A 25641-nucleotide genomic window follows, 5' to 3' on the forward strand; every position below is an offset into this window, starting at 1 on the left:
AACGGTACTCAAGAGGAGGAGATATCCATGAAATACAGAACCCTAGGACGATCGGGGCTCAAGGTCTCGGTGCTCACGATGGGCACGTTCACCTTCGGCGGTGCGGGCGCCTTCAAGGCCGTCGGCGCCCAAGGCGTCAGCGAAGCGCGCAAGCTGGTCGACACCTGCATCGACGCCGGTATCAACCTCTACGACACCGCGAACATGTACTCGACCGGCCTCTCGGAAGAGATCCTTGGCGAAGTGCTCGACGGTCGGCGCGACGACGTGCTGATCTCCTCCAAGGCGCGGATGCGGATCGCCGACGGCCCGAACGACGAGGGCTTCTCGCGCTATCACCTGATCCGCGAATGCGAACGCTCGCTCAAGCGGCTGCGCACCGACCACATCGACATCTACCACATGCATGAATGGGACGGCGTGACCCCGATGGAGGAGATGGTCTCGGCGCTCGATACGCTCGTGCAACAGGGCAAGGTCCGCTACATCGCCTGCTCCAACTTCTCGGGCTGGCACATCATGAAGGCGCTCGGCGTCAGCGACCGGAGCCTGCGCGAGCGCTTCGTGGCGCAACAGATCCACTACACGCTCGAGGCCCGCGAGGCGGAGTACGAATTGCTCCCGATCTCGGTCGATCAGGGGCTGGGTGTGCTGGTCTGGAGCCCGCTCGCCGCCGGCCTCCTGTCGGGCAAGCATCGCCGCGGCAAGGACACTCCGGAAGGCTCGCGTCAGTTCGCGGGCTGGACCGAGCCGCCGATCCGCGACGAAGAGAAGCTGTGGAACATCGTCGACACGCTGGTCGAGATCGGCGACGCGCATGGGGTCTCTGCCGCGCAGGTCGCGCTGGCGTGGCTGTTGACGCGTCCCGCGGTCAGCTCGCTCGTCATCGGCGGACGCAACGAACAGCAGTTCCGCGACAATTTCCGCGCCGTGGATCTGGAGCTGAACGAGGACGAGTTGAAGCGGCTGCACGAGGTCAGCAAACTGCCCGTGATCTATCCCTACTGGCACCAGCAGCAATTCGCCTCGGACCGGTTCAGCCCGGGCGACTGGGCGCTGCATCGCGACTACATCGAGAACTGATCAGGTGCGCGCCTTCGTCTCAGGCGAAGGCGCGCATCCAGTCCAGACCATCCTCGGTCCGGCCCGCCGGGCGATATTCGCACCCCACGAACCCGTCATAGCCCTGCGCGTCCAGCTCATGCAGGATGCGCGTATCGTCGAGCTCACCGGTGCCGGGCTCATGCCGCTCGGGGACGGCAGCGATCTGCACATGCCCGATGATCGGCGCCATCTCCCGCAGCCCCATCAGCACGTCACCGTGCAGGATCTGGCGGTGATAGATGTCGAATTGCAGCTTGAGATTGGGCAGCCCCAACGCCGCGATCAGATCGGCGGCGAAGCTGAAATCATTCAGAAAATAGCCCGGCATGTCGCGCGTGTTGATCGGCTCGATCACCACGTCACGCCCCTGCGCCCCGGCCGCCTCACAGACCCGCCGCAGCGAGTCGCGATAGGCCTGCCGCGCTGCCGTATCTTGGCGCGACGCAAGCCCGCTCATCACATGGACCCGTCCGACCCCGGTCGCCTCTGCGTAACGCAGCGCGGTGTCGATCGAGGCCCGGAATTCCTCTCCCCGCTCTGGCAGAGCCGCCAGCCCGCGATCACCCGCCGCCCAATTGCCGGGCGGCAGATTGAAGAGCGCCTGCGTCAGCCCGTGCTCATGCAGCCGCTCCGCAATCGCCTCGGGCGGGTGGTCGTAGGGAAAGAGATATTCGACCGCATCGAAGCCTGCCTTTTTCGCCGCAGCGAAGCGGTCGAGAAAATCGTGCTCGGTGAACATCATCGTCAGGTTGGCGGCAAATTTCGGCATCGCTCAGCCCTCGCTCGCGGGGTTTGCGGTGGGCAATTCGAGACCTGCGATATCTGCCAGCATCCGCGCCACCGAGGCATCGTCATCGCGCCCCATTCCGGCCGCCGCCGTCATGACGAACATCTGCATGGCCGTGCTTGCAATCGGCGTCGGGAATTTCATGTCCCGCCCAATATCCGCCACGATCCCGAGGTCCTTGGTGAAGATATCCACCGCACTGCGCGGGCTGTAATCGCCCTCGAGCACATGCGGCACCCGGTTTTCGAACATCCAGGAATTGCCTGCCGAGGCGGTGATCACCTCGTAGACCTTCTCCAGGTCCAGATCCATCGCCTTGGCGAAGGTGATCGCCTCGCAGGCCGCCGCGATATGCACCCCAGCCAGAAGCTGATTGACCACCTTGAAAGCCGCGCCCGTGCCCGCCTCCTCGCCCAGCTCGTAGACCTTGGCCGCGACGCTATCGAGCGCCGGGCGGATGCGCGCAAAGGTCGCAGACGGCCCCGAGCCCATGATCGTCAATTCACCGCTGGCCGCACGCACGGCGCCGCCGCTGATCGGCGTGTCGAGATACTCCACGCCCACCTCGGCGCAGCGCTTGGCGAAGACGCGCGCCAGATCGGGCGCCATCGTGGCGCAGGACATCACGACGCCGCCTTTGGACATGGTCGCAACGGCGCCGCCCGGTCCGAAAAGCACCTGCTCTGTCTGGTCGGCATTGACGACCACGGCGATCACCAGATCCGCATCTTGCGCACCCGTCGCAGGGTCAGCCGCAACCGCGCCGCCAAGGGCCGCGAAGCGCTCCATCGCATCGGCATTCACATCGACGCCCGTCACCGCGAACCCGTCTCGCAGCAAGCTCTCGGCCATGCCGAAGCCCATCGATCCAAGACCGATGACACAGACCTTCGTCTCTTGGGGTGACTTCATGCGGAATACCTCTCAATCGCCGATTTCTAGTCTCACTCCGCCCCCTCCCAGCGTCCATCTTGCGCTTGCATTGCTGGAATGATAGCGTTGTCATTACATCGTTAGCCCGAGCCGCAACGGCTTGGCAAGGGCTATGTGAAATCGCCGTCCCGAGCCGTCGGGGCGATCGGCGATCTGTGGACCGAGGGAGGAATTTCCATGCTGATCGGAGCGGTCGCCGACGATATTACCGGCGCCACTGACCTGTGCCTGATGCTGTCACGCAGCGGGTTGAAGACGCGGCAGGTCATCGGCCTGCCGGGGCCGCAAATGGACCTGTCGGGCGCCGATGCGGTGGTGGTCGCGCTGAAGTCGCGCACCATTCCGGCAGCCGACGCGGTCGAGATGTCGCTACAGGCCGCGAAAGCCCTGCGCGCAGCCGGGGCGCAGCGCCTGATGTTCAAGTATTGCTCGACCTTCGACTCCACCGACGAAGGCAATATCGGGCCCGTCACCGAAGCCCTTATGGAGGTCACCGGCGCGACCCTGACCATCGCCTGCCCCGCCTTCCCGGCGACCGGGCGCACGGTCTACAAGGGCCACCTCTTCGTGGGCGACCGCCTGCTGTCGGAAAGCCCGCTGAAAGATCACCCGCTCACCCCGATGCGCGACCCCGATCTGGTGCGGGTTCTGGGGCGGCAGACGGCGCTGAAAGTGGGCTCCATCGACATCACCACGATCCGGCAGGGAGAGGCCGCGCTGCGCAAAGCGCTCGACGCTGCACGCGCCGCTGGCACCCGCATCGTCGTCACCGACACGATCGACGAATCGGATCTGATGACGCTCGGCGCGGCCTGCGCGGAGATGCCGCTGATCACCGGCGGCTCGGGCATCGGTCTGGGTCTGGCCGCAGCCCTTCGCGACCAGAGCGACGCGCATATCGCACCGGATCGGATGCCAGCCCCGGAGGGCCGCTGCGCGATCCTCGCGGGCTCCTGCTCGGTTGCGACCCGTGGCCAGATCGCGGCGGCGCAAGCGGCGGGCCTGCCGAGCCGCGCGCTCGACGTGGAGGCGTTGACCGAAGGCCGACAGAGCGCGGATGAGATCGCCGACTGGGCCATCGCGCAACCCGCCGACAGCACACCCCTGATCTATTCCAGCGCCGATCCTGCGCAACTCAGCAAAATCCAGTCCCGTCTGGGCCGTGACGCCTCCGGCGCGCTGGTCGAAGACACGCTGGCCGCGGTCGCCGAACGCCTGCGCGACGCTGGGTTCACCCGGATGCTGATCGCGGGTGGCGAGACGTCGGGCGCTGTGACGACTGCGCTCGGCGTGCGCCTGCTCGACATCGGTCCCGAGATCGACCCCGGCGTGCCGTGGACGATGAGCCTGTCCGGCCCGCGCCTCGCGCTCGCGCTCAAATCGGGCAATTTCGGTGCCGAGGATTTCTTCCTCAAGGCGTGGGACCTGCTGGAGCCGGAGGCCGAACATGTCTGACGAAACGCGTCTGCGCGACCAGATCTGCACCATCGGGCGCTCGCTCTTCGACCGCGGCCTGACCGCCGGGTCTTCGGGCAATATCTCGGCGCGGCTGCCCGATGGCGGCTGTTTGATGACGCCCACCAACGCCTCGCTCGGCACACTCGACCCGGCCCGGATCTCGCTCTTCGACCGGGACGGCAACTTCGTCTCGGGCGACAAGCCGACCAAGGAATCCTTCCTGCATTTCGCGATGTATGACGAGCGTCAGGAGGCGGGCGCGGTGATCCACCTGCACTCGACCCATTCGACGGCCGTCTCGATCCTGCGCGATATCGACCCCGAGGACGTGCTGCCGCCGCTGACCGCCTATCACGTGATGCGCGTGGGTAAGCTGCCGCTGGTCCCCTATTACGCGCCGGGCGATCCCGAACTGGCCGAGGCCGTGCGCTCGCTCGCCAGCGCGCATCACTCGGTGCTGCTGGCCAATCACGGCCCCGTCGTCGCAGGCACCAGCCTGTCGAACGCGCAATACGCCGCCGAAGAGCTGGAGGAGACCTCCAAGCTGTTCCTCGCGCTGCAAGGCCACGCGATCCGCCCGCTCACCCAGTCGCAGGTCGCGGACCTGCGCAAGCGCTTCAATCTTTGACCCGAATTTCACGACCTACCGACCCAAGCGGAGTACCCAATGACTAAGACCCAGGAAACCATCGGCTTCATCGGCACCGGCCTGATGGGCCACGGCATGGCCAAGAACATCGTCGAGAAAGGCTATCCGCTGACCGTGATCGCCCACCGAAACCGCAAGCCGATCGAGGACCTGGTCTCGCGCGGGGCGACCGAGGCGACCTCCTATGAAGACCTCGCCGCCCGTTCGTCGATCATCTTCCTGTGCCTCACCGGCGCGCCCGAGGCCGCCGAGGCGGTCGCGAAGCTGACCCCGGGCCTGAAAGAAGGCAGCGTGATCATTGATTGCTCGACCGGCGAGCCGACCATGACGATGAAGCTCGCACAGGACATGGAGGCAATCGGCGTCGCCTATGCCGATGCGCCGCTCAGCCGCACCCCGAAAGAGGCCTGGGAAGGTACGCTCGATTGCATGGTCGGCGCGGATGAAGAGCTGTTCGCTCGCATCGAACCGGTCATCGACACCTGGGCGGGCAAGATCGTGCGCGTGGGCAGTCTGGGCGACGGCCACCGTATGAAGCTGCTCAACAACTTCATCTCTCTCGGCTATGCCGCGCTTTATTCCGAAGCCCTCGCGCTGTCGCGCAAGGTCGGCATTCCGATCGAGCAGTTCGACAAGGTGATCCGCGGCGGCCGGATGGATTGCAGCTTCTACCAGACCTTCATGGGCTACGCGCTCGAGGGCAACCGCGAGGCGCACAAGTTCACCCTCGCCAATGCCTACAAGGATCTGCGCTACGTCGAGACGATGGCGAATGCCGCCACCGTCGCGACCCCGCTCGCCAGCACTGCCAAGAACGCCTTCGCGATGGCGATGGCGACCGGTGGCGACGGCTCTGAAGATTACGTGCCGCATCTCGCGGATTTCGTAGCACGCGCGAACGGGCTCGACTGAGCCCACGCACCTCCCGGAAGCGACGTCTCAGCCCGGCCAGAAATGGTCGGGCTGAGCATTTATCGGCTCCGCCCGAGCGGTCCGGTTTGAATGTTCGAACATGGCCGACCTTAGGTCCACCGGGAGGATGGGCTCAGGGGCCGATGGGTGCCACCCCTCACTCATCGGGGTGGAACAGATGCGTCCGGGCGGGGTCGAACGCCAGATCGATCCGCTCACCGCGTTCGAACTGCTTGTCCTCGCTGAAGGCGGCGATCAGGCTCGTGCCGTCCGCCATCGCCAGATCGACGACCGTTTCACTGCCCAGCCGCTCGACGAGCGATACCTGACCGTGCAGGACGCCCTCATCGGGCGTGCTGGGGGTGACGTATTGCGGGCGCAGGCCCAGCAGGGCGGTGTCGCCGGGGGCGAATTTGCGACCGCGCACGGGGACGACGATCGGGTCCATCGAGTGACGCGCGACCTTGGCGTTTTCGCTATCGGCTTCCAGGACTTCGACCTCGAGGAAATTCATCGACGGCGCGCCGAGGAAGCCTGCGACGAAGCGGTTGGCCGGGTTGTGATAGAGCTCCATCGGCGAGCCCGACTGCATCACCAGCCCGTCGCGCAGCACCACGATCTTGTCGGCGAGCGTCATCGCCTCGACTTGATCGTGGGTGACGTAGATCATCGTCGCGTCCAGCTGCTTGTGGAGCTTGCCGATCTCCATGCGCATGTCCATCCGAAGCGCCGCGTCGAGGTTCGAGAGCGGCTCGTCGAAGAGGAAGACCGAAGGGTTGCGGGTGATCGCGCGCCCGATCGCGACACGCTGGCGCTGGCCGCCCGAGAGCTGGCTGGGGCGACGGTCGAGCAGATGCTCCATCTGCAGAATTTCGGCGGCGCGCTGCACTTTCTCCGCCTTCTCGGCTTTCGACGCGCCCGAGATGGTGAGGCCGAAGGCCATGTTGTCGCGCACGCTCATATGCGGGAAGATCGCGTAGCTCTGGAACACCATCGCCACGCCGCGTTCGCGGGGCTGCACGTCATTGACGCGCTCGCCGCCGATCTCCAGCGTGCCGCCCGAGATGTCCTCGAGCCCGGCGATCATCCGCAGCAGCGTGGATTTCCCGCAGCCCGAGGGGCCTACGAAGACGCAGAACTCGCCATCGGCCACGTCGATATCGACGCCGCGGATGACCTCGTGCGCACCATAGTTCTTGCGCAGGCCGCGCAGCTTGATGTCTGCCATGTCACTTCCCTCCCTGCTCGGCATCCGGATCGATGTGAAGATAGCCCTCCGCATCCACGAGAACGGGCTCCGGGTCCCGGATCTGGCCGACGAAATGGTCGTGGCCGTTGTCGTCGAACCCCATGATCACCAGACCCTCGGCGGTCTTGAGGATGCGTGCGGCATAGCGCCGGCACGGGTTCGCGCCATCGAGAAAGCCGGGGGCGATCCGCCACGGCCCGCGCGGGTCGTCTGCGATCAGGTAGTGGTTGCCGGTCACCGGGGTCATGCCGGTGTCCGCGATGCGCGCGCGGCTCCAGTGCTCGGCGGCGGTGCAGAACAGGCAATACCAGCGTCCGTTCTCCTCGAAGACCTGCGGCACTTCGAGCTGACCGAACCCGCCGACGAAGACCGGCGGCTGGAGGTCCCAGTGGATCAGGTCGGGCGAGGTGGCGAAGCCGATGGCCCCGGCCGCGTTCGCCTCTTCGATGCCGGGGGCGCGGGCGGTGAAATACATCAGCCAGCCATCGCCTGCGGGGTCGCGCATCACCCAAGGGTCGCGCATCGCCCGGTCGTGCCAGTGACCGACCATGTGTTCGGCCTCGTACTGCGCGGCATTGGGGCCGGTCAGGTCGAGGCAGAGCCCGTCGCCCACGCGGTCCCAATTGTGCATGTCGTGCGAGGTCGCGTGACCGATGCGCTGATAGAGCCCGTCTTCGGATTGCCGACCGCCCGTGTAGAACAGGTGCCATAGCCCGTCATCGTCGCGCAGCACCGAGCCGGTCCAGGTGACCAGATCGTCCCAGGCCGGGGCCGGAGCCGGGGTCAGCGACGTTCCCAGATGGTGCCAGCTTATCAGGTCGTCCGAGACCGCGTGGCCTTGGCTCACGTTGAAGTGGCGCAGGTCCGGATCGCCGAGCGACTTGTCGGCCTTGAGGAACCAGGCATGCCAGCGTTCGCCGTCATGGGCATACCAGCTGTCCCAGACCCATTGCTTGTCGAGTGCGAGAACCATGTCGGATTATCCTTTCACGCCGGTAGAGGCGATGGAGGCGATGAACGCCTTTTGAAGCACGAGATAGAAGGCGAGAACCGGCACCGTGATCAGCGTCAGGTAAGCCATGATCTCCCCCCAGGCGGGGTTGAGTTGGAAGAAATACTGCAGGCCGACCATCACCGGGCGATACTGCTCTTGCTGGACCACGATCAGCGGCCAGAGATACTGGTTGTACATGATCAGGAATTTCAGGATCGCGGCGGTCGCGATGACGGGCCCCGAGAGCGGGATCACCACGCGGCGATAGATCTGGAACCAGCTTGCGCCCTCGACGCGGGCTGCCTCAATCAACTCGCCGGGCAGGCCTTTGAAATACTGCACGAAGAGGAAGATCGTCAGCCCGTCCGCGATCCACGGGATGATCTGCACGCGGTAGCTGTCGAGCCAGCCCCAACTGAGCCCGTCCAGCCCCAGCCAGGGCAGTTTCGACACTTCCAGGAGAAGCGGGATCGCGATCGTCTCGAACGGGACGATGAAGGTCGCGAGAATGATCGAGAGCATCACATCGCGCCCGCGCCATTGCAGGAAGACGAAGGAGAACCCGGCGAGCGAACAGATCACCAGCGACAGCAGCACCGTCGTCCCGGTCACGAAGATCGAGTTGAAGACGAAAAGCCCGACCGGGGCGCGCTCGAAGGCGCCGGTGTAGTTGTCGAGGCTGAGCTGGCCCACCGGCAGGAAGGCGCGCAGGCTCGAGGTGTCGCGCAGCAGCTCGTCGCTGGGCTTGAAGCTGGACATCACCATGAACAGCAGCGGCAGAACGAAGATCAGCGCGATCAGGATCAGCACGAGATAGCGCACACCCAGCCGCAGATTGCGGTTATCGGAACCAATGACAGTCATTTCAGCGCTCCCTCGTCAGCCAGCGTTGGATCATCGAAATCACCAGAACGATCAGGAACAGGATCACCGAGATCGCCGAGCCACCCGCGATGTTCTGCATTCCGTAGCCGCGTTGCACGGCCTGGAAGACCAGCGTCTGGGTGGAGTCGAGCGGCCCGCCCTTCGTCATGACGTCGATCTGGGCGAAGATCGCGAAGGCCTGCATGGTGATCACGATCAGCACCAGCACCGCGGTGTGACGCAGCCCCGGCCAGGTGACATAGCGGAAGGTTTGCCATTTCGACGAGCCTTCGATCGCTGCGGCCTCGTAAAGCGTGGGCGGGATCGTCTGAAGCCCGGAAAGCCAGATCACCATGTGGAAGCCCACCGCCTGCCAGATCGACATCGTGATGATCGCGCCAAGCGCGGTATGTGGATTGCCCAGCCAGTCGACGGGTTGGAAATGCCCGAAGCTCAGGAAGGACAGCATGTTGTTCAAGAGCCCGTTCTGCCCCGAATAGATGAAACGCCAGAGCAGCGAGACGACGACGATCGAGACGACCACAGGCATGAAATAGATGGTGCGGAAGATCGTGATCCCGCGCAGTTTCTGGTTGATCAGCAGTGCGAGACCCAGCGCGATCGCGGCCTGTATCGGTGCGACTATCAGCACGAATATGCAGGTGTTGAGCAGCGCTTTCCAGAAGACGACGTCGCTTGCGATCACCACATGCGCCGTGTCGCCCGAGACCCAGCGAAACCATTCCTGCATGCCGTGATATTGCGGCGTGTCGGGGTTGCGCGTGATGGAGCGCAGGCGGGGAAATTCGGCCTGCCCGTCGGCATCGGTGACGGTCTTGCCCGCGCTATCGGTCTTGGCCTGAAGGTCGACCACCGCGATGTTGAGCATTTCCCGGTAGTTCTCGAGGCCGACGAAACGCGTGGCATTGGGCGAGATCAGCCGCTGGTTGGTCAGCGAGAAGCCGACGCCCAGAAAGAAAGGCGTGATGATGAAGGCGAGGATCAGCACGATGCCCGGCAGGGCAAAGGCCCATCCCGCCCGATTGGCGGAAGTCAGTGACGAGCGCATGGCGCGGTCTCCCGGTCTGAAGTTGGAGGTGGGGGCGCGGCAATCGCGCGCCCCCGCGGCACAGCGGCTCAGTTCTTCTTGTAGCCGTCGTTGCGCTTGATATCGTCGTTGATCTGGTCGGTGGCGGAATCGAGCGTGTCGATCACGTCAGCCCCGTCCGCGATATCCGCGGCGGCCTTCTGGAACACCTTGGAGTCGACGACGTAGCCGGGCGTCACCGGACGTTTCTCGGCTTGCGCCTCGGACAGGCCGTAGAACACCGCGAGCGGACCGCCCGTCTTGTAGTTCTTGGTCATCTGCGCGGCAGACTTGGTAGCCGGGATCAGGCCGAGCGCATCCGAGAACTCCGCCAGATACTTGTCCTGCGTCGCGAACTTGATGAACTCCGCCGCACCTTCGGGAGCCTTGGAGCTGGCCGAGATGCCGAACTGCCAGGACGCGCCGCCGATCTTGGAGCCGTTGCCGAAGTCCGGCGCGGGCAGGAACTCGACATCGTCGACCTTGTCCATCGTCTTGACCGCGTTCCAGTTGCCGTTCCACGAGAAGGCGTATTTGCCGTCGATGAAGCCGGTTTCATGGGCTGCCGGGTCCTGGCTGGTGCCGGGCGCCAGCTTTTCGGTGAACAGCGACTGCCACCAGTTGCCCCAGGCGATCGCGGCATCGCCGTTGAGCACGCCCTCTGCGGTGTCATAGGTCTCGCGGTTGACCAGCCCGCCGCCGAAGCTCTGCAGGAAGGGCAGGAACGCATAGGGATACCACTCGCCCTTGTCCGACATGCCCAGATCGATCGCGTAGTCGAACTTGCCGCTCTTCTTCGCGGCCTCGAGCGCGTTCATGAACTCGTCTTTGGTCCAGGGCTTGTCGAGCGTGGGCGTGCGCAGCCCCAGCTCTTTCATCGTGGACTTGCGCGCATAAAGCGCGACCGCCGCGTCCCACAGCCCGATCGAGTAGAGCTTGCCGTCATAGACGCCCTTGGTGCCGGGCAGGAAATCCTTGAAGTGATCTTCCGGGATCGGCAGCGGCTGCAGATAGCCCGACCAAGCCCAGTTCGGCATGATCGGCCCATCCATGTCGAGAATGTCGGGCAGGTTGCCCGCGAGGGCTGCTGCCGTCACCGAGTCGTTGTAGCTGTTTTGCGGGAAGCTCTGCAGCGCGACCTTGTAGTCCGACTGGCTCTTGTTGAAGTCGTCGATGATCTGGTGGACGATCTTGCTCTCCACCTTGTTGCCTGCGCCGTGATACCACATCGTCAGATCGGTGGTCGCGAAGGCAGCACTGCAGAACCCGGTGGCGGCAATGACCGCCCCGGCCGTCACGTTCAATAGTTTCATGTCATCCTCCCTTGGATGTCTGGCTTTCGAGTTCGAGGTCGGTCACGGAGGAGCGCCAGAATACGCGTCCCGCCACCCGCACGGGGTCGTGCGGACGGGATGCCTCCTCCGAGATCAAGGAAAGCAAAAGCTCGGCCGCCTGCCTGCCCATCTCGGCATAGGGCAGTTCGACCGTGCTCAGCGGCGGGTAGAGGGTCTCTGCGATCGCACGGTAATTATCGAAACCGGCAATGGAGATATCCTCCGGGACACGGATGCCGCGGGTGCGCAGCAATCCGTAAAGCTGCATCGCCATCTCGTCATTGCCGCAGCAGATCACGGTTGGCGGTTCCGGCAGCGCGAGGATCCGGTCGAGCGCCTCGTCGAGCCACCGGTGCAGAAATTCGGTGTTGATCGGGTAGCCTGTCGATACGAGCGCGGGGTCGTAGGCGATCCCCGCAGCCTCAAGCGCTTCGCGATACCCCTCGATGCGAAGCGGCACCGCATCCATCGCGGGATCGAATGTCAGATAGGCGATGCGCCTGTGGCCATGCGCGGTCAGACGCTCGACGAGCCGTTTCTCACACGCCTTGTCGTCGGGCACGATCGCCGGGGTGCCATGGGCGTCGTAGCAGTTTGCGAGCACCAGCGGGCAAGCCGGTGTCGCGGTCTCGAAGGCCACCCGCTTGTGATAGTCGGCGACATAGATCAGCCCCTCGACCCGATGCTCCTGAAACGTGCGCAGGAGCGCGGGAACCTTGTCGATCTGTCCGGCCGTATCCGCGATCATCAAGGTCAGATCGCGCTCGGCGACGACCTGCTGAATGCCCTGAAGGATGAACAGATCGGGCAGCCCCTTGGGGTCGGACAGCTCGGCCGTGCGCGAAATCGCCCCCGTCACGACGCCGATCAGCCCCGACCGGTTCGAGCGCATCATACGTGCCGCGCTCGAGGGGACATATTTCAACTCGCGAATGGCAGCTTCCACCTTCTCGCGGGTCTTTTTGCCGACCGGCGCATCCCCGTTCACGACGCGCGACACCGTTTTCGGCGAAACGCCGGCCAGCTTTGCTACATCGTAAATCGTCGACACGACGGCCCCTCCAACGCAGAGAAAACTCCGCGACTCCCAAAAGACATCGATGTCATAATCAGAAATGTCATCGATGTCAAATTGAGTTGGGAGGCGATCCTTAGACCCTGCCCCGTGCGCCAAAGAAGTGCGCTATCCCGAACTGGTGCTCTCCCAGAACACTCAGCACCACCACGAAGTCCGGGAGATCGATAAGCGGTTCAATATCTTCGGAATGCATATTCCGCGCAGGTGAAGCGCAGGGCTCGCACGCGCGCGATCGTTCTCGGGCCGATTGTAGCCGCGCAGCACGACAAGATCGACGCCGAGCGACGACAGGCCGCTCCCCCATGCTTTGAGGATCGCATGCGCCGCAGCCCGGCAGTCAGCGGGCGGCCCGCAAGATCTGCTCGACCCCTTCCGCGTCCAAACGGATCGGATTGCCTCCGGCACAGGGATCGCGCAACGCATCGGCGACCAGAGCGGGAATATCACCTTCGTCCACCTTGACGCCCATCTCGCTCAGCGTCGAAGGCATATCAATGCGCGCCTGCAACGCCTCGAGCCAGGCAAGAACCGCCGCGCCGGGATCGTTGCCCTCGAGCCGCAATTCATGCGCGAGGGTCGCCATCTGCTCTCTCACGGCAGGCAGGTTGAAGCGGAGCACATGGGGCATCAGCACCGCATTGAGCATCCCGTGATGCGCATCGTAACGCGCGCCCAGCGGATGCGCCAAGGCATGCACCGCCCCGAGCCCCTTTTGCAGGGCCGTGCAGGCCATCGCGGAGGCGACGATCATGTTCGAGCGCGCCTCCAGATTTTCAGGCTCCCAATAGGCCGTCGCGAGAGCCCCGTCGATCATCTTCAGCGCCGTCAGGGCCAAGCCATCGGCCATCGGATGCCAGCCCGGCGCGCAGAGCGCCTCGAGCGCATGCGAAAGCGCATCCATACCGGTCGCGGCCGTCAGAGTGGGCGGCAGGCCAACGGTCAACTCCGGATCGAGGATGACCAGCTCCGGCAGCATCTCGGGGTGGAAGATGATGACCTTGCGATGGGTCTGGGTATCGGTGATCACCGACGATCTGCCGAATTCGGAGCCCGTCCCTGCCGTTGTCGGGATCGCGATGACAGGCACCATTCCCTCGGTCTGAACGCGCCGGAAGTTGTCGCCGACATCCTCGAAATCCATCAGCGGGCGCGACTGCCCCGCCATCATCGCGACCGCCTTGGCAGCATCCATCGCGGAGCCCCCGCCAAGCGCAATGACGCAATCATGGCCGCCTTTGCGCAAGACCTCCCGTCCCGCCATGACATTTTCCACAGTGGGGTTCGGCTGCACATCGTGGAAGAACCCGGGCTCCATGCCTGCAGCTTTCACGATCTCCAGCGCCTGCGTTGCGATCGAATAGGTGGCGAGACCTCTGTCGGTGATCAGCAGCGGTGCCGTCGCACCGATCTCCGCCAAGCCTGCGGGAAGATCGGACAGGCGCCAGGCTCCGAACCAGACTTGCGTCGGGAAACTCCAGCGCGCGTGGAGGCTCGCAAAATCGAATTCACTCATGGGAAGGTCCTGTCGAAGTTATCAGCTCTCGGCAATCGCGCTCAGGCGGCGACGGGCGGCGCGTTTGCGCAACCTGTCGACGGCGAAGATCAATACCAAGGCGGGGATGAAGGTCAGCGTGGCGAGGGCCGGGTAGATCGGGGACGAACCCACCGCGATCCCCGAGAAGACGAAGGTCGGCAGCGTGCGTGTCGAGCCCGAGAGGCTGTAGGTGATGTAGAAATTCCCCCACGATAGCAGGAAGGCGAAGATCGCGGCCGAGAAGATCCCCGGCCAGATCAGGGGAAGCGTGATCTCCCGCAGGATCTGCCAGCGGGTCGCCCCCGCATCCTCGGCGGCATAGTCGAGCGTATTGTCATAGCCCTGCATCTGCACCGAGATGATCACGATGCAGAACGGCGTGATGTAGATGACATGCCCGATCACCGCGGACCAAAGCCCGGGCGACATGTTCAGCCAGCCGGCCAGCACCGAGAACCACAAGAGCATCACGACACCCAGCAGAAGCTGCGGGAACAGGAGCGGCGCGAAGGTCAGGATGCGAAAGCCCCACTGGAAGCGGAACTTGTAGCGGCTCCAGGCGAAGGCTCCGCCTATGCCAAGTAGCGTCGCGAAGACCGTCGCGAGCACCGCGAGAAGCGCCGAATTGCCAAGCGCGGACCAGAAGTCGCGATCCGCCAGCAACTCGCCATACCAGCGGGTCGAGAATTCGGGGATCGGCCAGGACAGGAAGCGGCTCTTGGTGAAGGAGAACAGCACCAGCGTGGCAATCGGGATGTAGAAGAAAATCAGCGCGGCGATCACGGAGCCGTAAAGCAGGACATCCGCAATTCGCTTTTCCATGCGATCAGTCATTCGTCCCCCTCCGCGCCTGCCAGAGCGCCACCGCTCCGGCCACCGTCAAAGCCGCCGCCCCGATCACGATCAGCACGAGCGTCAGCGCCGCTCCCAGGGGCCAGTTCACGCGGGTCTCGAAACTCTGTCGGATCAGTTCCGCCGCGAGCGGAGAGGTCCCGCCCCCCATCACCTTCGGCTCGAGAAACACGCCGAGGCTGAGAACGAACACCAGAACCGCCCCCGCCCAGATGCCGGGCTTTGCAAGCGGCAAGGTCACCTCGATGAAGGCGCGCAGCCGGGACGCGCCCGCGTCGCGTGCCGCGAGCACCAGATCTCCGTCGATCCGCGCCATGGAGAGCGCGATGGTGAAGATCGTGTAGGGCAGCAGATTGTAGACCATGCCGATCATCGTCGCGTTCGGCGTGAACAGCACGTTCACCGCAGCTGGCGGGAACCCGATCGCCTCGAGCGTGCCGTTCAACACGCCGGAGCGGTCGAGAAACAGCACCCAACCGAAGGTCTTCAGGACCGCATCGGTGAGAAAGGCGAAGACCATTAGCAGCGTGATATGGTCGGACCAGCGCGACAGGCGATGCAGCATGCCATAGGCGATCGGGATCGCGAGGATGGTGCAAAGGACCGTGCAAACCAGTGCCATCATCAATGTGCGCCACATGATCGTCCAGTAGTGGACCTGGCTGAACACGTCGGTCCAGACCTTCAGATCCCATGTCCAGACAAGCCGATAGTATTGCGTGCCCTGAAAGCTCAGGAGCGCCGTCATGATCAGCGGGATCACGAAGAACAGTCCCATCAGCAGCAAGAGAGGCAAGGTCGACAGGCGCAATGCCCCGTCCCGCCAGGATTTCTGTATCTCGGCCATCGCTTACGCCTCCACCGCGAACAGGTCGCCCAGCGCGAGGCCGAGCTTCACGGGATCGGCCTGCTTCGCCGGCAAGGTGGAGGTGCCGGGGATATCCATCACGATCTCGGTTCCGGCCGCCGCGATCCGATACTGGATCGATGCGCCCCGGATGAAATACTCGTTCACCGTCCCGGTGATGGTGCAGTCAGCGCTTTCGCCCGGCGCAAGCAGGCGCAGCATTTCCGGACGGATCATCAGCGCGGCATCAGTCCCTGCCGCGACACCGGGCGCGACCTGATCGGCGGCAATGATCGGGTTTGCGCAATCGAGAACGTCGCAGGCGAACCGGAACGCATCGCCCTCTTGCGTGACCTTGGCGGGCAGCAGGTTGGTATCCCCGATGAACCCGGCCACGAAGGCATTCGCGGGGCGGTAATAAATCTCGGACGGCTCGCCCAGTTGCACGATCTTCCCCGCGCGCATGACGCAAATCCGGTCGGCGAGCATCATTGCCTCTTCTAGGTCATGCGTGACGTGGACGAAGCTCGTCCCGACATGGCGATGCAGGTGCTTGAGTTCGGCCTGCAGGGATTTCTTGAGCTTCGCATCGAGCGCGCTCATCGGTTCGTCCAGCAGCAGCACCGGCGGCTGCGACACCATCGACCGCGCGAGCGCCACGCGCTGTTGCTCCCCGCCCGACAGCTCGTGCGGATAGCGGTTGAGATAGCTCTCCTTGAGATGCATCAGCTCCAACATCCGGCGCACGGCGGCGTCGATCTCGGGCTTCGGGCGTTTGGCCAGATGCAGCGGGAAGCCGATATTCTGCGCGACGGTCTTGTGCGGGAAGAGCGCGAGCTTCTGGAACACCATCCGCGTCGGGCGGGCCGAGGCAGGGATCTCCGTCATATCCTCCCCGTCGATCACGAGACTGCCTGCCGACAGGTCCTCGAAACCGGCCAGGATCTTGAGCAACGTGGTCTTGCCGCAGCCCGAAGGCCCGACGAGCGCCAGAAACTCCCCATTGGCGACTTCCAATGAGATATCGGTCAGTGCGCGATAGGTGCCGTAGTATTTATCGATTCCGGTGGCTTTGATGATGGGAGAAACCAAGGGGGACTTCCTGTCTCAGAAAGGGAGCAAGGGCGGCGAAACCGCCCTTGCAAATCGGGAGATCAACGCGCGGCGGCCAGTTCCTGAGACCAGATCTCAAGCATCTGGTCGATATTCGGAGCCACGTTGTGGAAGTGGGACTTGTCCCAGGCCTCCCACATGTAATCCATCTGCAGCACGTCCTTCTGCTCGTCGGTGAACAGAGCTTCGGCTTCCTGCGAGGGCACGAGGTTGCAAGTCGCTTCCGTCCAGGCGAGTTTGACGGCCACTTCCGGCGAGGTCAGGTCGCGCAGCAGCGCCTTGGCCTTGGCGTCGTCGACCGGGTCTTTCACGATGCCGCCCGCTTCCATCCAGATGATGCCCTGGTTCAAGCCATCCTTGGGCTCCGGCACGATCGACATGATCTCTTTCTGGCCATCCTTGCGCAGCGCCGAGGTGCAGTAGGTGCCGCCCCCAATCAGGGTTCTGAACGAGCCGTCCATCAGGCCTTTCTGCGCGACCGACAAGTCTCCGACAATCGCCCGCGTGTTTTTGAAGAGCGCGCGCAGCACGAGGCGGATTTCGTTGAGCTCGGCGTCGTCGAGCTCCTTGTAGGGATCGATCCCGGCATAGAGCGCCATCGGCATGATCGGCCAGTCGCCCCAGTCGAGCACACAGATCTTGTCCTTGTAGGCCGGATCGAAACAAGGCGCGTAGCTGCTCCAGTTCTCGAGCTTGTCATACTTGGTATTGACGGTCGGCCCGACCCAGCCCCAGCGCGTCGGCAGGCCCGTCGTCTTCCCGTCGAAATCCAGCGGCGCGAAGGGGGCGCGGAATTGCGGGTAGAAGCTCTCGTAGACATCGGCGAACTCGGCATCGTCGAGGAATTCCCCGATATCGGCCGGCCCCATGCGCTGCACCCACGGGCTATCGGTGGCCACGACGTCGAAATCGCGCCATGCGCCGGCTGCGAGCTTGGCGAACCCGCCAGGGCTGTCGGTGATGAGGTCGATCGAGATCGAAACGTCGTTCGCCTCCTCGAAGGGTTTGATGATGTCGGGGCTGTCATAGCCCTCCCAACACATGAATTTCATGGAAGTGGCGGCATGAGCCTTTCGCGGCATCAACCCTGCCCCCGCGAGCCCTGCCGCGCCCATTCCCTGCAAGAAGGTCCGGCGATTGGGCGAAAACATCGGTATTCCCTTGGACTTTGTCATCTCTCTTTACTCCCGGTTGGTTGGATCAAGGCCAGCTTTCTTTTCTTGTTTCAGACGACCTCGAGGTATCTTTCGCGTTCCCACGTGCTCACATGGCGAAGGAAAGAAGCGTATTCGTGGCGCCGCGCGCGCACGAAACTGTCGATGAACACGTCGCCGAAAATCGCCCGAGCGACTTTGCTTTCGTTCAACCGCTCGGCGGCCATGCCAAGATCGCTCGGGAAACGGGTGTCGGGCGACGGGTCCAGAAGATACTGATCGCCCGAGGCAGGCGGGCCCGGATCGAGCTCGTTCTCGATCCCCCACAACCCGGCTCCGAGGCACATCGCCAGGGCCAGATGCGGGTTCGTATCTGCCGAAGGCACACGGAACTCCACACGCGTCGCATCGGGGCTGTCATTCATCACCCGCGCCGCGACCGTGCGGTTCTGGATCGCCCAGGAGGCCGCCGTGGGCGCCCACATCCCCGGAACCATCCGGCGATAGGCATTCACCGTCTGACTGCACAGCGCGAGCATCTCCGGCATCAAGGCGACCAGCCCGGCGATGAAATGCCGGGCGGTCTTGCTCAGCCCGTCCGCATCGCCGGGATCGACGAAGGCGGGGCTGTTGTCGGTCAGGTTGCGCAGCGAGACATGCAGGTGCCCGGACTGCCCCGAGAGGTTTTCATTCAGCTTCGACATGAAACAGGCGGTGAGCCCGTGGCGCCGGAAATAGGTCTTCGCGAAGTTCTTGAACAAGGCCGCATCGTCGGCGGCTTTCACACCGGGAGCATGGGTCAGCGGCACTTCGAGACAGCCGGGGCCAAGTTCCGTATGCAGCGCGTCGAGACCGATCCCGAGGCTCTCCATCATCGCCACGAGCCCATCGAGCAGCTCGTGCTCATTCGCCAGCGTCTCGAGCGAGTAGGTCTTATTGCCCAACGCGTAATGCTTGGGCTCGGCAAACCCGCCTTCGCGCAGGCTCGCCGCGTCCTCGTCGAGCAGGTTGAACTCGAACTCGAAAGCCGAATGGACCGAAAAGCCCATGTCTCGCGCTTTCTCGAGTTGGCGGATCAATTGATTTCGTCCCGACCGCTCTCCGAAGGGCATCGCATAATCGGCGATGCAGATCGCCTGATCGCCCTCGAAGGGCCAGGCGCGCACCGTCTCGGGGAAAAGCTGCGCCGGAACATCGGTATAGTCGCCGCTCCCGTAGGTTTCCTCGGCGCTGTCCCAATTGTAGAGCACATCGCAGAACGGGTAGCCGCCCTTGGCCAGCTTCTCCGCCTTGGCACGCGCGACCCGTTTGACGCGGAACATCCCGTCCTGATCGAAAATCCCGATATGCACATATTGTGCGCCGATCCGATCGAGCATTTCGTGCATATCGACATGATAGGGGGTATCAGCTTGCATTCCGCAGCATTCCATTTTTTCCTGATCCGGTTCAGCTTAGAGCCTTGGCTGAGCCTACCAATACCCCCCGAGGGGTATGCCGCGTTCCCCGCAACGGGCGCCGCGGATCGAAGCGAGACCGGGAACGATGTCAGGATGGAATGAGCGCATCGCCGATGCGATCACTGCGATGGGGACCGAAGAGTTCGCCCGAACGCTCGACCGGGCGACGGAGACGCTGTTTCCCTACAAGATTTGCATGGTCTTTGCCTATGAGGGCAACGCGACGCCGCAATCGCTCTACCACAATCTGCCGCGGGATGCGGCGCGGATCGTGATCTGGGATTACTGCACCGGTCCGTATCTGCTCGACCCGTTCTACGCCGAGACCGAGCGGCGGCGCTCGGGGATGGCCGGTCTTCGACAGATGGCGCCGGACAAGTTCTTCCAATCGGAATATTACGCCAAGCATTACAGCCGCACCGGCATTCGCGACGAGATCGGCATCTTCGCCGCGATCGGGCCGAAGCGGGTCGCGGTGATCAGCTTCGCCCGGGAACGCGGCCAGCCGGTTTTCAGTGCGCGCGAGCGGGCGCGTCTCGCCGAGGTGGGGCCCGTCATCGAAGCCCTGATGCGCGGCCATTGGGGCGTCACGGCAACGCGCGAGGCACGCGACGATGCGGCGGAGACCGCCCTGCCCCCTCTGCAGGTCCTGCTCGACCGAATTGCCGGTGGCGTTCTGACCCCGCGCGAGACCGAGGTGATTGCGATGGTGCTGCGTGGCTATTCGACCACGGCGATCGGCGCAAATCTCGAGATCAGCGACGAGACGGTGAAGGTCCATCGCAAGAACGCCTACCGGAAGCTGTCGATCTCGTCTCAGGCGCAGCTTTTCTCGCTCTTCCTGAAGGCGCTGGACGAAAGTTCGGTGGCGGGTCAGTTGCAGCAGCGTCGACCTGGGTAGCCCTCCGCCCAGCGCCGACGACTCCGAGACGGCTAGAAAACCATGCTCCCGACGCCTTCGCGCTTCGCTTCGCGAACCGCCTCTGGCGCGGCGCTTGCCATCGACTGGTAGGCCATCAGTTCGACCGTGTCGCGGATGGCCACGAAATGCCCCTCCCCGACTTCGCGCAGCGAGATGCGCTCGGGGTCGGTGGCGCGCGGCAGCAGAAGCTTCGGCGTTTTCAGGTCGGATGCGCGCTCGCGCTGGAGCGGTCTGCGCTGCGGGTCCGGATGTGGCACCGCCGACAGCAGCCGTCGGGTATAGGGATGCAACGGGTTGTTCAGCACGGTGTCGGTCGGCCCGGTTTCGACGACCTGCCCCGCCCACATCACGGCGATGCGGTGGCTGACGCGTTCGACGACCGCGATATCGTGGGAGATGAAGAGGAAGGAGACGCCCTCCTCCCGCTGCAGCTTGGCGATCAGATCGGTAATCTGGCGCGCGACCGATACGTCGAGAGCCGAAACCGCCTCATCCGCGACGATGATCGCCGGTTTGACCGAGAGCGCGCGGCAGATGCAAAGTCGCTGACGCTGCCCGCCGGAGAACTGGTGCGGGTAACGGTCCATCGCGGCGGGTTCCAGCCCGACCCGCTCCAGCAGCTCGCCTGCCATCGCCCGCCGCTCGGCGCGCGTCATCGGGTTGCGGATATGGGCAGGCTCGGTGATCAGATCATAGACCGGGAGCCGCGGGTTGAGGCTGGCATAGGGGTCCTGAAAGACCATCTGCATCTTTCCGCGCAACGGGCGCAGCTCTTGCGCCGTCAGGCCGGTCAGGGTCTGCCCGCTCAGCCGGACCCGCCCGCCGGAGGCTGCCTCGAGCCCGAGCAAGGTCCGCGCCAGAGTGGATTTGCCGCAACCGGATTCTCCCACCAGCCCGAGCGTTTCTCCGCGCCCGAGGGTCAGCGAGACCTCGTTGACCGCGTGATAATCGAGCGCAGGCCGTCCCGGAGCAGCGCGGCGCACCGAGAAACGCACAGAAAGCCGACCGACTTCGAGGAGCGGCGCATCGGCGCTGAGCGGCCGTTTCGGAGCCCCCGCGCCCAGCATCGGCGTCGCCGCCATCAGGTTGCGGGTATATTCGGCCTGCGGTGCCGCGAAAATCTGCCCGACAGGACCGGTTTCGACCTGTTCGCCGCGACACAGCACGACGACGCGGTCGGCGATCTCGGCCACCACCCCCATGTCATGGGTGATGAACAGCACGGCCATTCCGCTTTCTTCCTGCAGCTCTTTGATCAGCGACAGGATTTCCGCCTGCGTCGTCACATCGAGCGCGGTCGTCGGTTCATCGGCGATCAGCAGATCGGGCTGGCAGGCCAGCGCCATCGCAATCATGACGCGCTGCCGCAACCCGCCCGACAGCTCGTGCGGATATTGCACCAGCCGCCGCTCGGGTTCGGGGATCTTGACCCGCGCGAATGCGGCACGGGCCGCCGCCAGCGCTGCCTTGCGGTCCAGCCCCTGATGCAGGCGCAAGACTTCTGCCACCTGTTCGCCAAGCGGCATAACCGGGTTGAGCGCGGTCATCGGCTCCTGAAAGATCATAGAGATCCGGTTGCCGCGCACCTGCTGCATCTCGCGTTCCTCGAGCGCCGTGATCTCAACCGGCGTGTCGCCATCCAGATCGATGCGCCCGCCGGTCAGGCGCCCGCCCTCGCGTTCGATCAGGCGCATCAGCGCCAGCGCGGTGGCGGATTTGCCCGAGCCGGACTCCCCCACCAGCGCGACGGTCTCGCCGCGTGCGACGTCGAAGCTGAGCCCCGACAGCGCGGTGTGGGAGCCGAAAGCGAGGCTCAGGTTCTGGACTGACAGAAGCGGTGCGCGGCTCATGGATCAACTCGCGGCTGCGGCAGCGCGGCGGACGCGTGCCTCGGGGTGGTCGGCGAAGGACGGCAGCGGGGGCGTCCAGCGGCGATGGCGGGGGGTGGTCTCGAAGGAGAAGGGATCGTCGCCCACGACCTCCCAGCGGAAACTGTCGCCCAGTTCGATCATCCCCATCGCGCCGGCGGGCTCGCCCTCGGTGGTGAAGCTCTCGGTCAGCGATTGCTGGGTCAGATGGGTAATCCCGTCGACGGTGGTGACGGTGTTCCAATGCACGTGACCGGCAAGACAGACGACCGGCACCTTCGCGCGAGACAGAGCGGCACGGGCGCGCTCGGCCATCGGATAGGTCGAGCTGGCCGGGTTGTTCTCGAAATAGTAGTTGCCCAGCTGCGAATGGCCCGAGATCGGCACATGGCTGACCACGAGCGTCGGACGGTCGCTCGCCTGCATGGTGCGCGAGAGCCAGACCACATCGGGCTCGGTCAGCACGAAGCCGGAATAGTCGGGCATCCGGCGGATACGCGTATCGGCGCGCCACAGGACGATGCGCCAGCCACCGACATCGACGACCCCGTGATCGAGCGTCTGGCCGAGGATCCCTTCGTTATCCGAGACCTCCAGATGATCGCGATCATGGTTGCCGTTGAGATGCAGGATCGGGGCCTCGACGGCGCGGAACGCCTCGGCCACCTCGGCTTCCAGACGCAGGTCGGTGTCGCGGTTCTCATCCGAAATCCGGTCCCCGAGATCGAGCACCAGATCGGCGCCGCCGTCGCGAACGTAACGGGCGAAGTCTTCCATCAGGGGCAGCGCCATGTCGCCGCGCTTCGCGGTCGAGGGCTTGCCATGGTGGATATCAGTGACGATGGCGATACGGGTGGACATGCTGAAACTTTCCAAAGAGTTGGGGAAGGTGCCCGCCGCCGCGCGCAAGCGGCGACAGGCGGGGAGCGTTAGTTGGAGGCGAAGGAGATCGCCCCGGCGCGGAAATCGAGCACATAGGGGATGTGGCCGGGCTTCGGCGCCCAGGCAATATCCTTGCGCACCGCCCAGCTCTCATAGGGGCGATAGAGCGGCAGCACCGGCGGGTCCTGCTTGATGCGATCCATCAGCTCGGCATAGGCGGCGCGACGATCCGCGACATCCTTGGAGAAGCGGAACTTGTCCCAGGTCTTGCGATAGGCTTCGTCGGTGGTGAAACGGCCTTCCGATTCCGAGGCCGCGTCCGGGGCCCACATGACGCCAAACGAGCCGAAGGGGTCCGCGAAATACATCGGGTTCGACCAGTTGCGGGTCATCATGTCCTTGCTGTTTCCGGTCCATTTCTCGGCGACGTTCACCTTGCCCTTGATGCCGACCTGCGCCCACATCTCGACGATGGCCTGCGCGGCCAGAAGGCCGTTGGTGTAATAGACCGGGTCGGTGTCATAGGTGATCTCGAACCCATCGTAGCCAGCTTCCTTCAGCAGTTCGCGGGCCTTCTCGGGATTGTATTCGAAGGTCTTCAGCTCCGGCATGTAGAGATCGCCGTATTCCTTCATCGTGTGGGTCGAGGGAACGACGGCCTTGCCGAGCCAAAGCGCCTCGTTCAGCGCGTCGCGGTCGATCGCGAGGCTGAGCGCCTGACGGATGCGCGGATCGCGCAGCTTGGGATGGTTGGTGTTCATGATCATGACGTGGAACAGCGGCGTGACGCTGCCCGCGGCCTTGATGCTCGGATCGGCTTCGATCAGCGACAGCTGGTCGGGCGCGACATTGGTGATCATATCCACTTCGCCGGTCTTGAGCGCGGTGATGCGCGAGGCGGTTTCCGGGATGTGGATCACGGAGACCTTTTCCAGCGGCGCCTTGTCGCCCCAGAAATTGTCGAAGCGGGTATAGACCACGCGCTCGCCGGGGCTGAACTCGCTGATCGCATAGGGGCCGGTGCCGACCGGAGCCATCGAGAAGGCTTCGTAATCGCTGTCCTCGGCCACGTTCGGATCGCCGGTCAGGCCCTTGGTGTAGTCTTCGGGGATGATCATGACCTGCTGCAGATTCACGAGCGTTTCCCAAAGCGGCTCTTCGCGCTTCACGGTGATGCGGACGGTATAATCGTCGACCTTCTCGGCCTTCTCGAAGTTGTTCAGACGGTCCTTCGAGCGCACCATGTAGGGCGGGAAGGTGGCCTGATACATGCGGTTGAGCGAGAAGACCACGTCATCGGCGGTCATCGCTTCGCCGTTCTGGAAGGTCACGCCCTGACGGAGCTTGAACTCCATGACCTTGGGCGAAACGAGGTTCCATTCGGTCGCCAGACCGGGGCGCCATTCGCCGCCGATCTTCTCGTGATCCTTGTCGATCAGCGTGTCGAAAGTGTTGTAGTAGAACTGCGAGCCGACATTCGAGTGGTCGCGACCGGGATCGAGATATTTGGCGACGTTGGCAGCGCCGACTTTCAGTTCGCGGGCCTGAGCCCCCGTGATGCCAGCGGCAGCGATGCCGGCGGCAAGAGCGGTGGAAACGAGCAGTCTGAGCATTGGTATCTCCATTGCAGGGTTTGACGACGGGCGCTTGCGGCCTTCTGTTCTTGTTGCGGGGTGTCAGCGTGCGCGCAGGCGCACGTCGACGCTGTCGCGTAACCAGTCACCGACCACCTGGACGGCGAAGGTCAGCAACACGATCAGCGCGGCGGGGACGATGACGATCCAGGGGGCGGTCGGCATGTAGTCGCGACCGATACCGACCATCGAACCAAGCGTCGCGGTGGGCGGCTGCACGCCGAGGCCGAGGAAGGACAGCGTGCTTTCGAGCAGCACGATATTCGACAGCGACAGCGTGAACTGGACCACCAGCGGCGAGACGATATTGGGCAGCAGGTGGGTGAAGGCGATGCGCCGCGGACTGGCACCTGCGGCACGGGCGGCCTCGATGAAGGGTAGATGCATCAGGCGGCGCACATCGCCGCGCACGATCCGGGCATATTGCTCCCAGCCGGCGAGGCCGAGGACGATGACCATCACCTGAAGCGAGCTGCCGAAGATCGCGAGCGTAAACAGCGCGATCAGCGTGAAGGGCACCGCGATCTGGGTGTCGACCGCCGACATGATCGCGGCATCGGTGCGTCCGCCGACCACGCCGGCCAGCAGCCCGAGCAGCCCGCCGACGAGAAGCCCCAGCAGCGCGCCGAGGATCGCCAGCATCAGCGTCAGGCGCAACCCGTGCAGGCTGCGCGAGAGGACATCGCGGCCCAGCTCGTCCGTGCCCAGCGGATAGGCGATCTTCGCCCGGTCGAAGCCAATCGGCGGGCGCAGCCGCGAAAGCAGGCTCTGCGCATTGGGATCATGCGGCGCGATCAGTGGGCCGAGGAAAGCCATGAGCAAGAGGGCCAGCCCGACCGCGAAGGCGACTTTCTGGATCACGTTGGTGCCGGTCCAAAGGCGGCTCAAAGCCGAAGGCGCGGGAGTGTTGAGGGCCATGGTCATCG

At 64.2% G+C, this 25641-nt stretch carries 23 protein-coding genes; 5 read left to right on the forward strand and 18 right to left on the reverse strand.

Going from position 1 to position 25641, the window contains the following annotated elements; genetic code table 11:
- Nucleotides 1–27: 27 nt before the first annotated feature.
- Nucleotides 28–1083, forward strand: coding sequence for an aldo/keto reductase (locus BMI86_RS04720; RefSeq protein ID WP_078539967.1), 1056 nt, complete (start codon nt 28–30; stop codon nt 1081–1083).
- 19 nt (nt 1084–1102) lie between these two features.
- Here the strand turns inward: BMI86_RS04720 and otnI are convergent, their stop codons facing one another.
- Complete coding sequence (gene otnI / locus BMI86_RS04725) at nt 1103–1873, reverse strand: 2-oxo-tetronate isomerase (RefSeq protein ID WP_078539968.1); 771 nt, start codon at nt 1871–1873, stop codon at nt 1103–1105.
- Nucleotides 1874–1876: 3 nt separating this feature from the next.
- Nucleotides 1877–2803, reverse strand: coding sequence for an L-threonate dehydrogenase (gene ltnD, locus BMI86_RS04730; RefSeq protein WP_078539969.1), 927 nt, complete (start codon nt 2801–2803; stop codon nt 1877–1879).
- Between the two features lie 198 nt (nt 2804–3001).
- Between ltnD and otnK the strand changes: the two genes are divergently transcribed.
- From otnK to BMI86_RS04745, 3 genes are read left to right on the forward strand one after another with little or no spacing between them, the layout of a single operon-like run.
- Nucleotides 3002–4279 carry a 3-oxo-tetronate kinase gene (otnK, locus tag BMI86_RS04735; protein WP_078539970.1) on the forward strand — a complete coding sequence of 426 codons (1278 nt, stop codon included), beginning with the start codon at nt 3002–3004 and terminating at the stop codon, nt 4277–4279.
- Nucleotides 4272–4910 (forward strand): 3-oxo-tetronate 4-phosphate decarboxylase, encoded by a 639-nt coding sequence (gene otnC / locus BMI86_RS04740; protein WP_078539971.1) that lies wholly within the window; start codon nt 4272–4274, stop codon nt 4908–4910. Before otnK ends, otnC begins: the two co-directional genes overlap by 8 nt.
- A 39-nt stretch (nt 4911–4949) precedes the next feature.
- Nucleotides 4950–5843: an NAD(P)-dependent oxidoreductase gene (locus BMI86_RS04745; RefSeq protein WP_078539972.1), complete on the forward strand. Its 894-nt coding sequence runs from the start codon at nt 4950–4952 to the stop codon at nt 5841–5843.
- Nucleotides 5844–6000: 157 nt separating this feature from the next.
- Here the strand turns inward: BMI86_RS04745 and ugpC are convergent, their stop codons facing one another.
- The 12 genes from ugpC to BMI86_RS04805 all read right to left on the reverse strand — a co-directional run bounded on the left by ugpC (nt 6001) and on the right by BMI86_RS04805 (nt 19367).
- Complete coding sequence (ugpC, locus tag BMI86_RS04750) at nt 6001–7071, reverse strand: sn-glycerol-3-phosphate ABC transporter ATP-binding protein UgpC (RefSeq protein ID WP_078539973.1); 1071 nt, start codon at nt 7069–7071, stop codon at nt 6001–6003.
- 1 nt (nt 7072) lies between these two features.
- The gene (locus BMI86_RS04755) at nt 7073–8065 is read right to left on the reverse strand and encodes a levansucrase (protein WP_078539974.1); all 993 of its coding nucleotides are present in this window, start codon (nt 8063–8065) and stop codon (nt 7073–7075) included.
- A gap of 6 nt (nt 8066–8071) precedes the next feature.
- Nucleotides 8072–8950 (reverse strand): carbohydrate ABC transporter permease, encoded by an 879-nt coding sequence (locus tag BMI86_RS04760; RefSeq protein ID WP_078539975.1) that lies wholly within the window; start codon nt 8948–8950, stop codon nt 8072–8074.
- A 1-nt stretch (nt 8951) separates the two neighbouring features.
- Entirely contained in the window at nt 8952–10019 is a 1068-nt protein-coding gene (locus tag BMI86_RS04765) for a sugar ABC transporter permease (protein WP_078539976.1), read from the reverse strand.
- Between the two features lie 68 nt (nt 10020–10087).
- Nucleotides 10088–11350: an extracellular solute-binding protein gene (locus tag BMI86_RS04770; RefSeq protein ID WP_078539977.1), complete on the reverse strand. Its 1263-nt coding sequence runs from the start codon at nt 11348–11350 to the stop codon at nt 10088–10090.
- 1 nt (nt 11351) lies between these two features.
- Entirely contained in the window at nt 11352–12422 is a 1071-nt protein-coding gene (locus BMI86_RS04775) for a LacI family DNA-binding transcriptional regulator (protein WP_078539978.1), read from the reverse strand.
- 364 nt (nt 12423–12786) lie between these two features.
- Nucleotides 12787–13962 (reverse strand): iron-containing alcohol dehydrogenase, encoded by a 1176-nt coding sequence (locus tag BMI86_RS04780; protein ID WP_078539979.1) that lies wholly within the window; start codon nt 13960–13962, stop codon nt 12787–12789.
- 21 nt (nt 13963–13983) lie between these two features.
- Nucleotides 13984–14817: an ABC transporter permease gene (locus BMI86_RS04785; protein ID WP_078539980.1), complete on the reverse strand. Its 834-nt coding sequence runs from the start codon at nt 14815–14817 to the stop codon at nt 13984–13986.
- On the reverse strand, nt 14810–15682 hold the full coding sequence (locus BMI86_RS04790) for an ABC transporter permease (RefSeq protein WP_078519942.1): 873 nt from the start codon (nt 15680–15682) through the stop codon (nt 14810–14812). The genes BMI86_RS04785 and BMI86_RS04790 overlap by 8 nt, the downstream gene beginning before the upstream one ends.
- A 3-nt stretch (nt 15683–15685) precedes the next feature.
- A complete protein-coding gene (locus tag BMI86_RS04795; RefSeq protein ID WP_078539981.1) occupies nt 15686–16774 on the reverse strand; it encodes an ABC transporter ATP-binding protein in 1089 nt (362 codons plus the stop codon).
- Between the two features lie 62 nt (nt 16775–16836).
- The gene (locus tag BMI86_RS04800) at nt 16837–17847 is read right to left on the reverse strand and encodes an extracellular solute-binding protein (protein ID WP_246831622.1); all 1011 of its coding nucleotides are present in this window, start codon (nt 17845–17847) and stop codon (nt 16837–16839) included.
- A gap of 173 nt (nt 17848–18020) precedes the next feature.
- Nucleotides 18021–19367, reverse strand: a complete 1347-nt coding sequence (locus tag BMI86_RS04805) for a glutamine synthetase (RefSeq protein WP_078539983.1) — start codon at nt 19365–19367, stop codon at nt 18021–18023.
- A 127-nt stretch (nt 19368–19494) separates the two neighbouring features.
- Between BMI86_RS04805 and BMI86_RS04810 the strand changes: the two genes are divergently transcribed.
- Entirely contained in the window at nt 19495–20310 is an 816-nt protein-coding gene (locus tag BMI86_RS04810; protein WP_168173782.1) for a helix-turn-helix transcriptional regulator, read from the forward strand.
- 32 nt (nt 20311–20342) lie between these two features.
- Here BMI86_RS04810 and BMI86_RS04815 read toward each other — a convergent pair whose 3' ends face one another.
- From BMI86_RS04815 to BMI86_RS04825, 4 genes are all read right to left on the reverse strand, one after another.
- Nucleotides 20343–22181 carry an ABC transporter ATP-binding protein gene (locus BMI86_RS04815; RefSeq protein ID WP_143594681.1) on the reverse strand — a complete coding sequence of 613 codons (1839 nt, stop codon included), beginning with the start codon at nt 22179–22181 and terminating at the stop codon, nt 20343–20345.
- A gap of 3 nt (nt 22182–22184) precedes the next feature.
- Nucleotides 22185–23060: a metallophosphoesterase gene (locus BMI86_RS20860; RefSeq protein ID WP_143594682.1), complete on the reverse strand. Its 876-nt coding sequence runs from the start codon at nt 23058–23060 to the stop codon at nt 22185–22187.
- Between the two features lie 68 nt (nt 23061–23128).
- Nucleotides 23129–24694 carry an ABC transporter substrate-binding protein gene (locus BMI86_RS04820; protein ID WP_078539985.1) on the reverse strand — a complete coding sequence of 522 codons (1566 nt, stop codon included), beginning with the start codon at nt 24692–24694 and terminating at the stop codon, nt 23129–23131.
- 63 nt (nt 24695–24757) lie between these two features.
- Nucleotides 24758–25639 (reverse strand): ABC transporter permease, encoded by an 882-nt coding sequence (locus tag BMI86_RS04825; protein ID WP_078539986.1) that lies wholly within the window; start codon nt 25637–25639, stop codon nt 24758–24760.
- Nucleotides 25640–25641 lie beyond the last annotated feature (2 nt).

The sequence above is a fragment of the Thioclava sp. DLFJ5-1 genome, from assembly GCF_002020115.1.
Lineage (GTDB): Bacteria > Pseudomonadota > Alphaproteobacteria > Rhodobacterales > Rhodobacteraceae > Thioclava > Thioclava sediminum.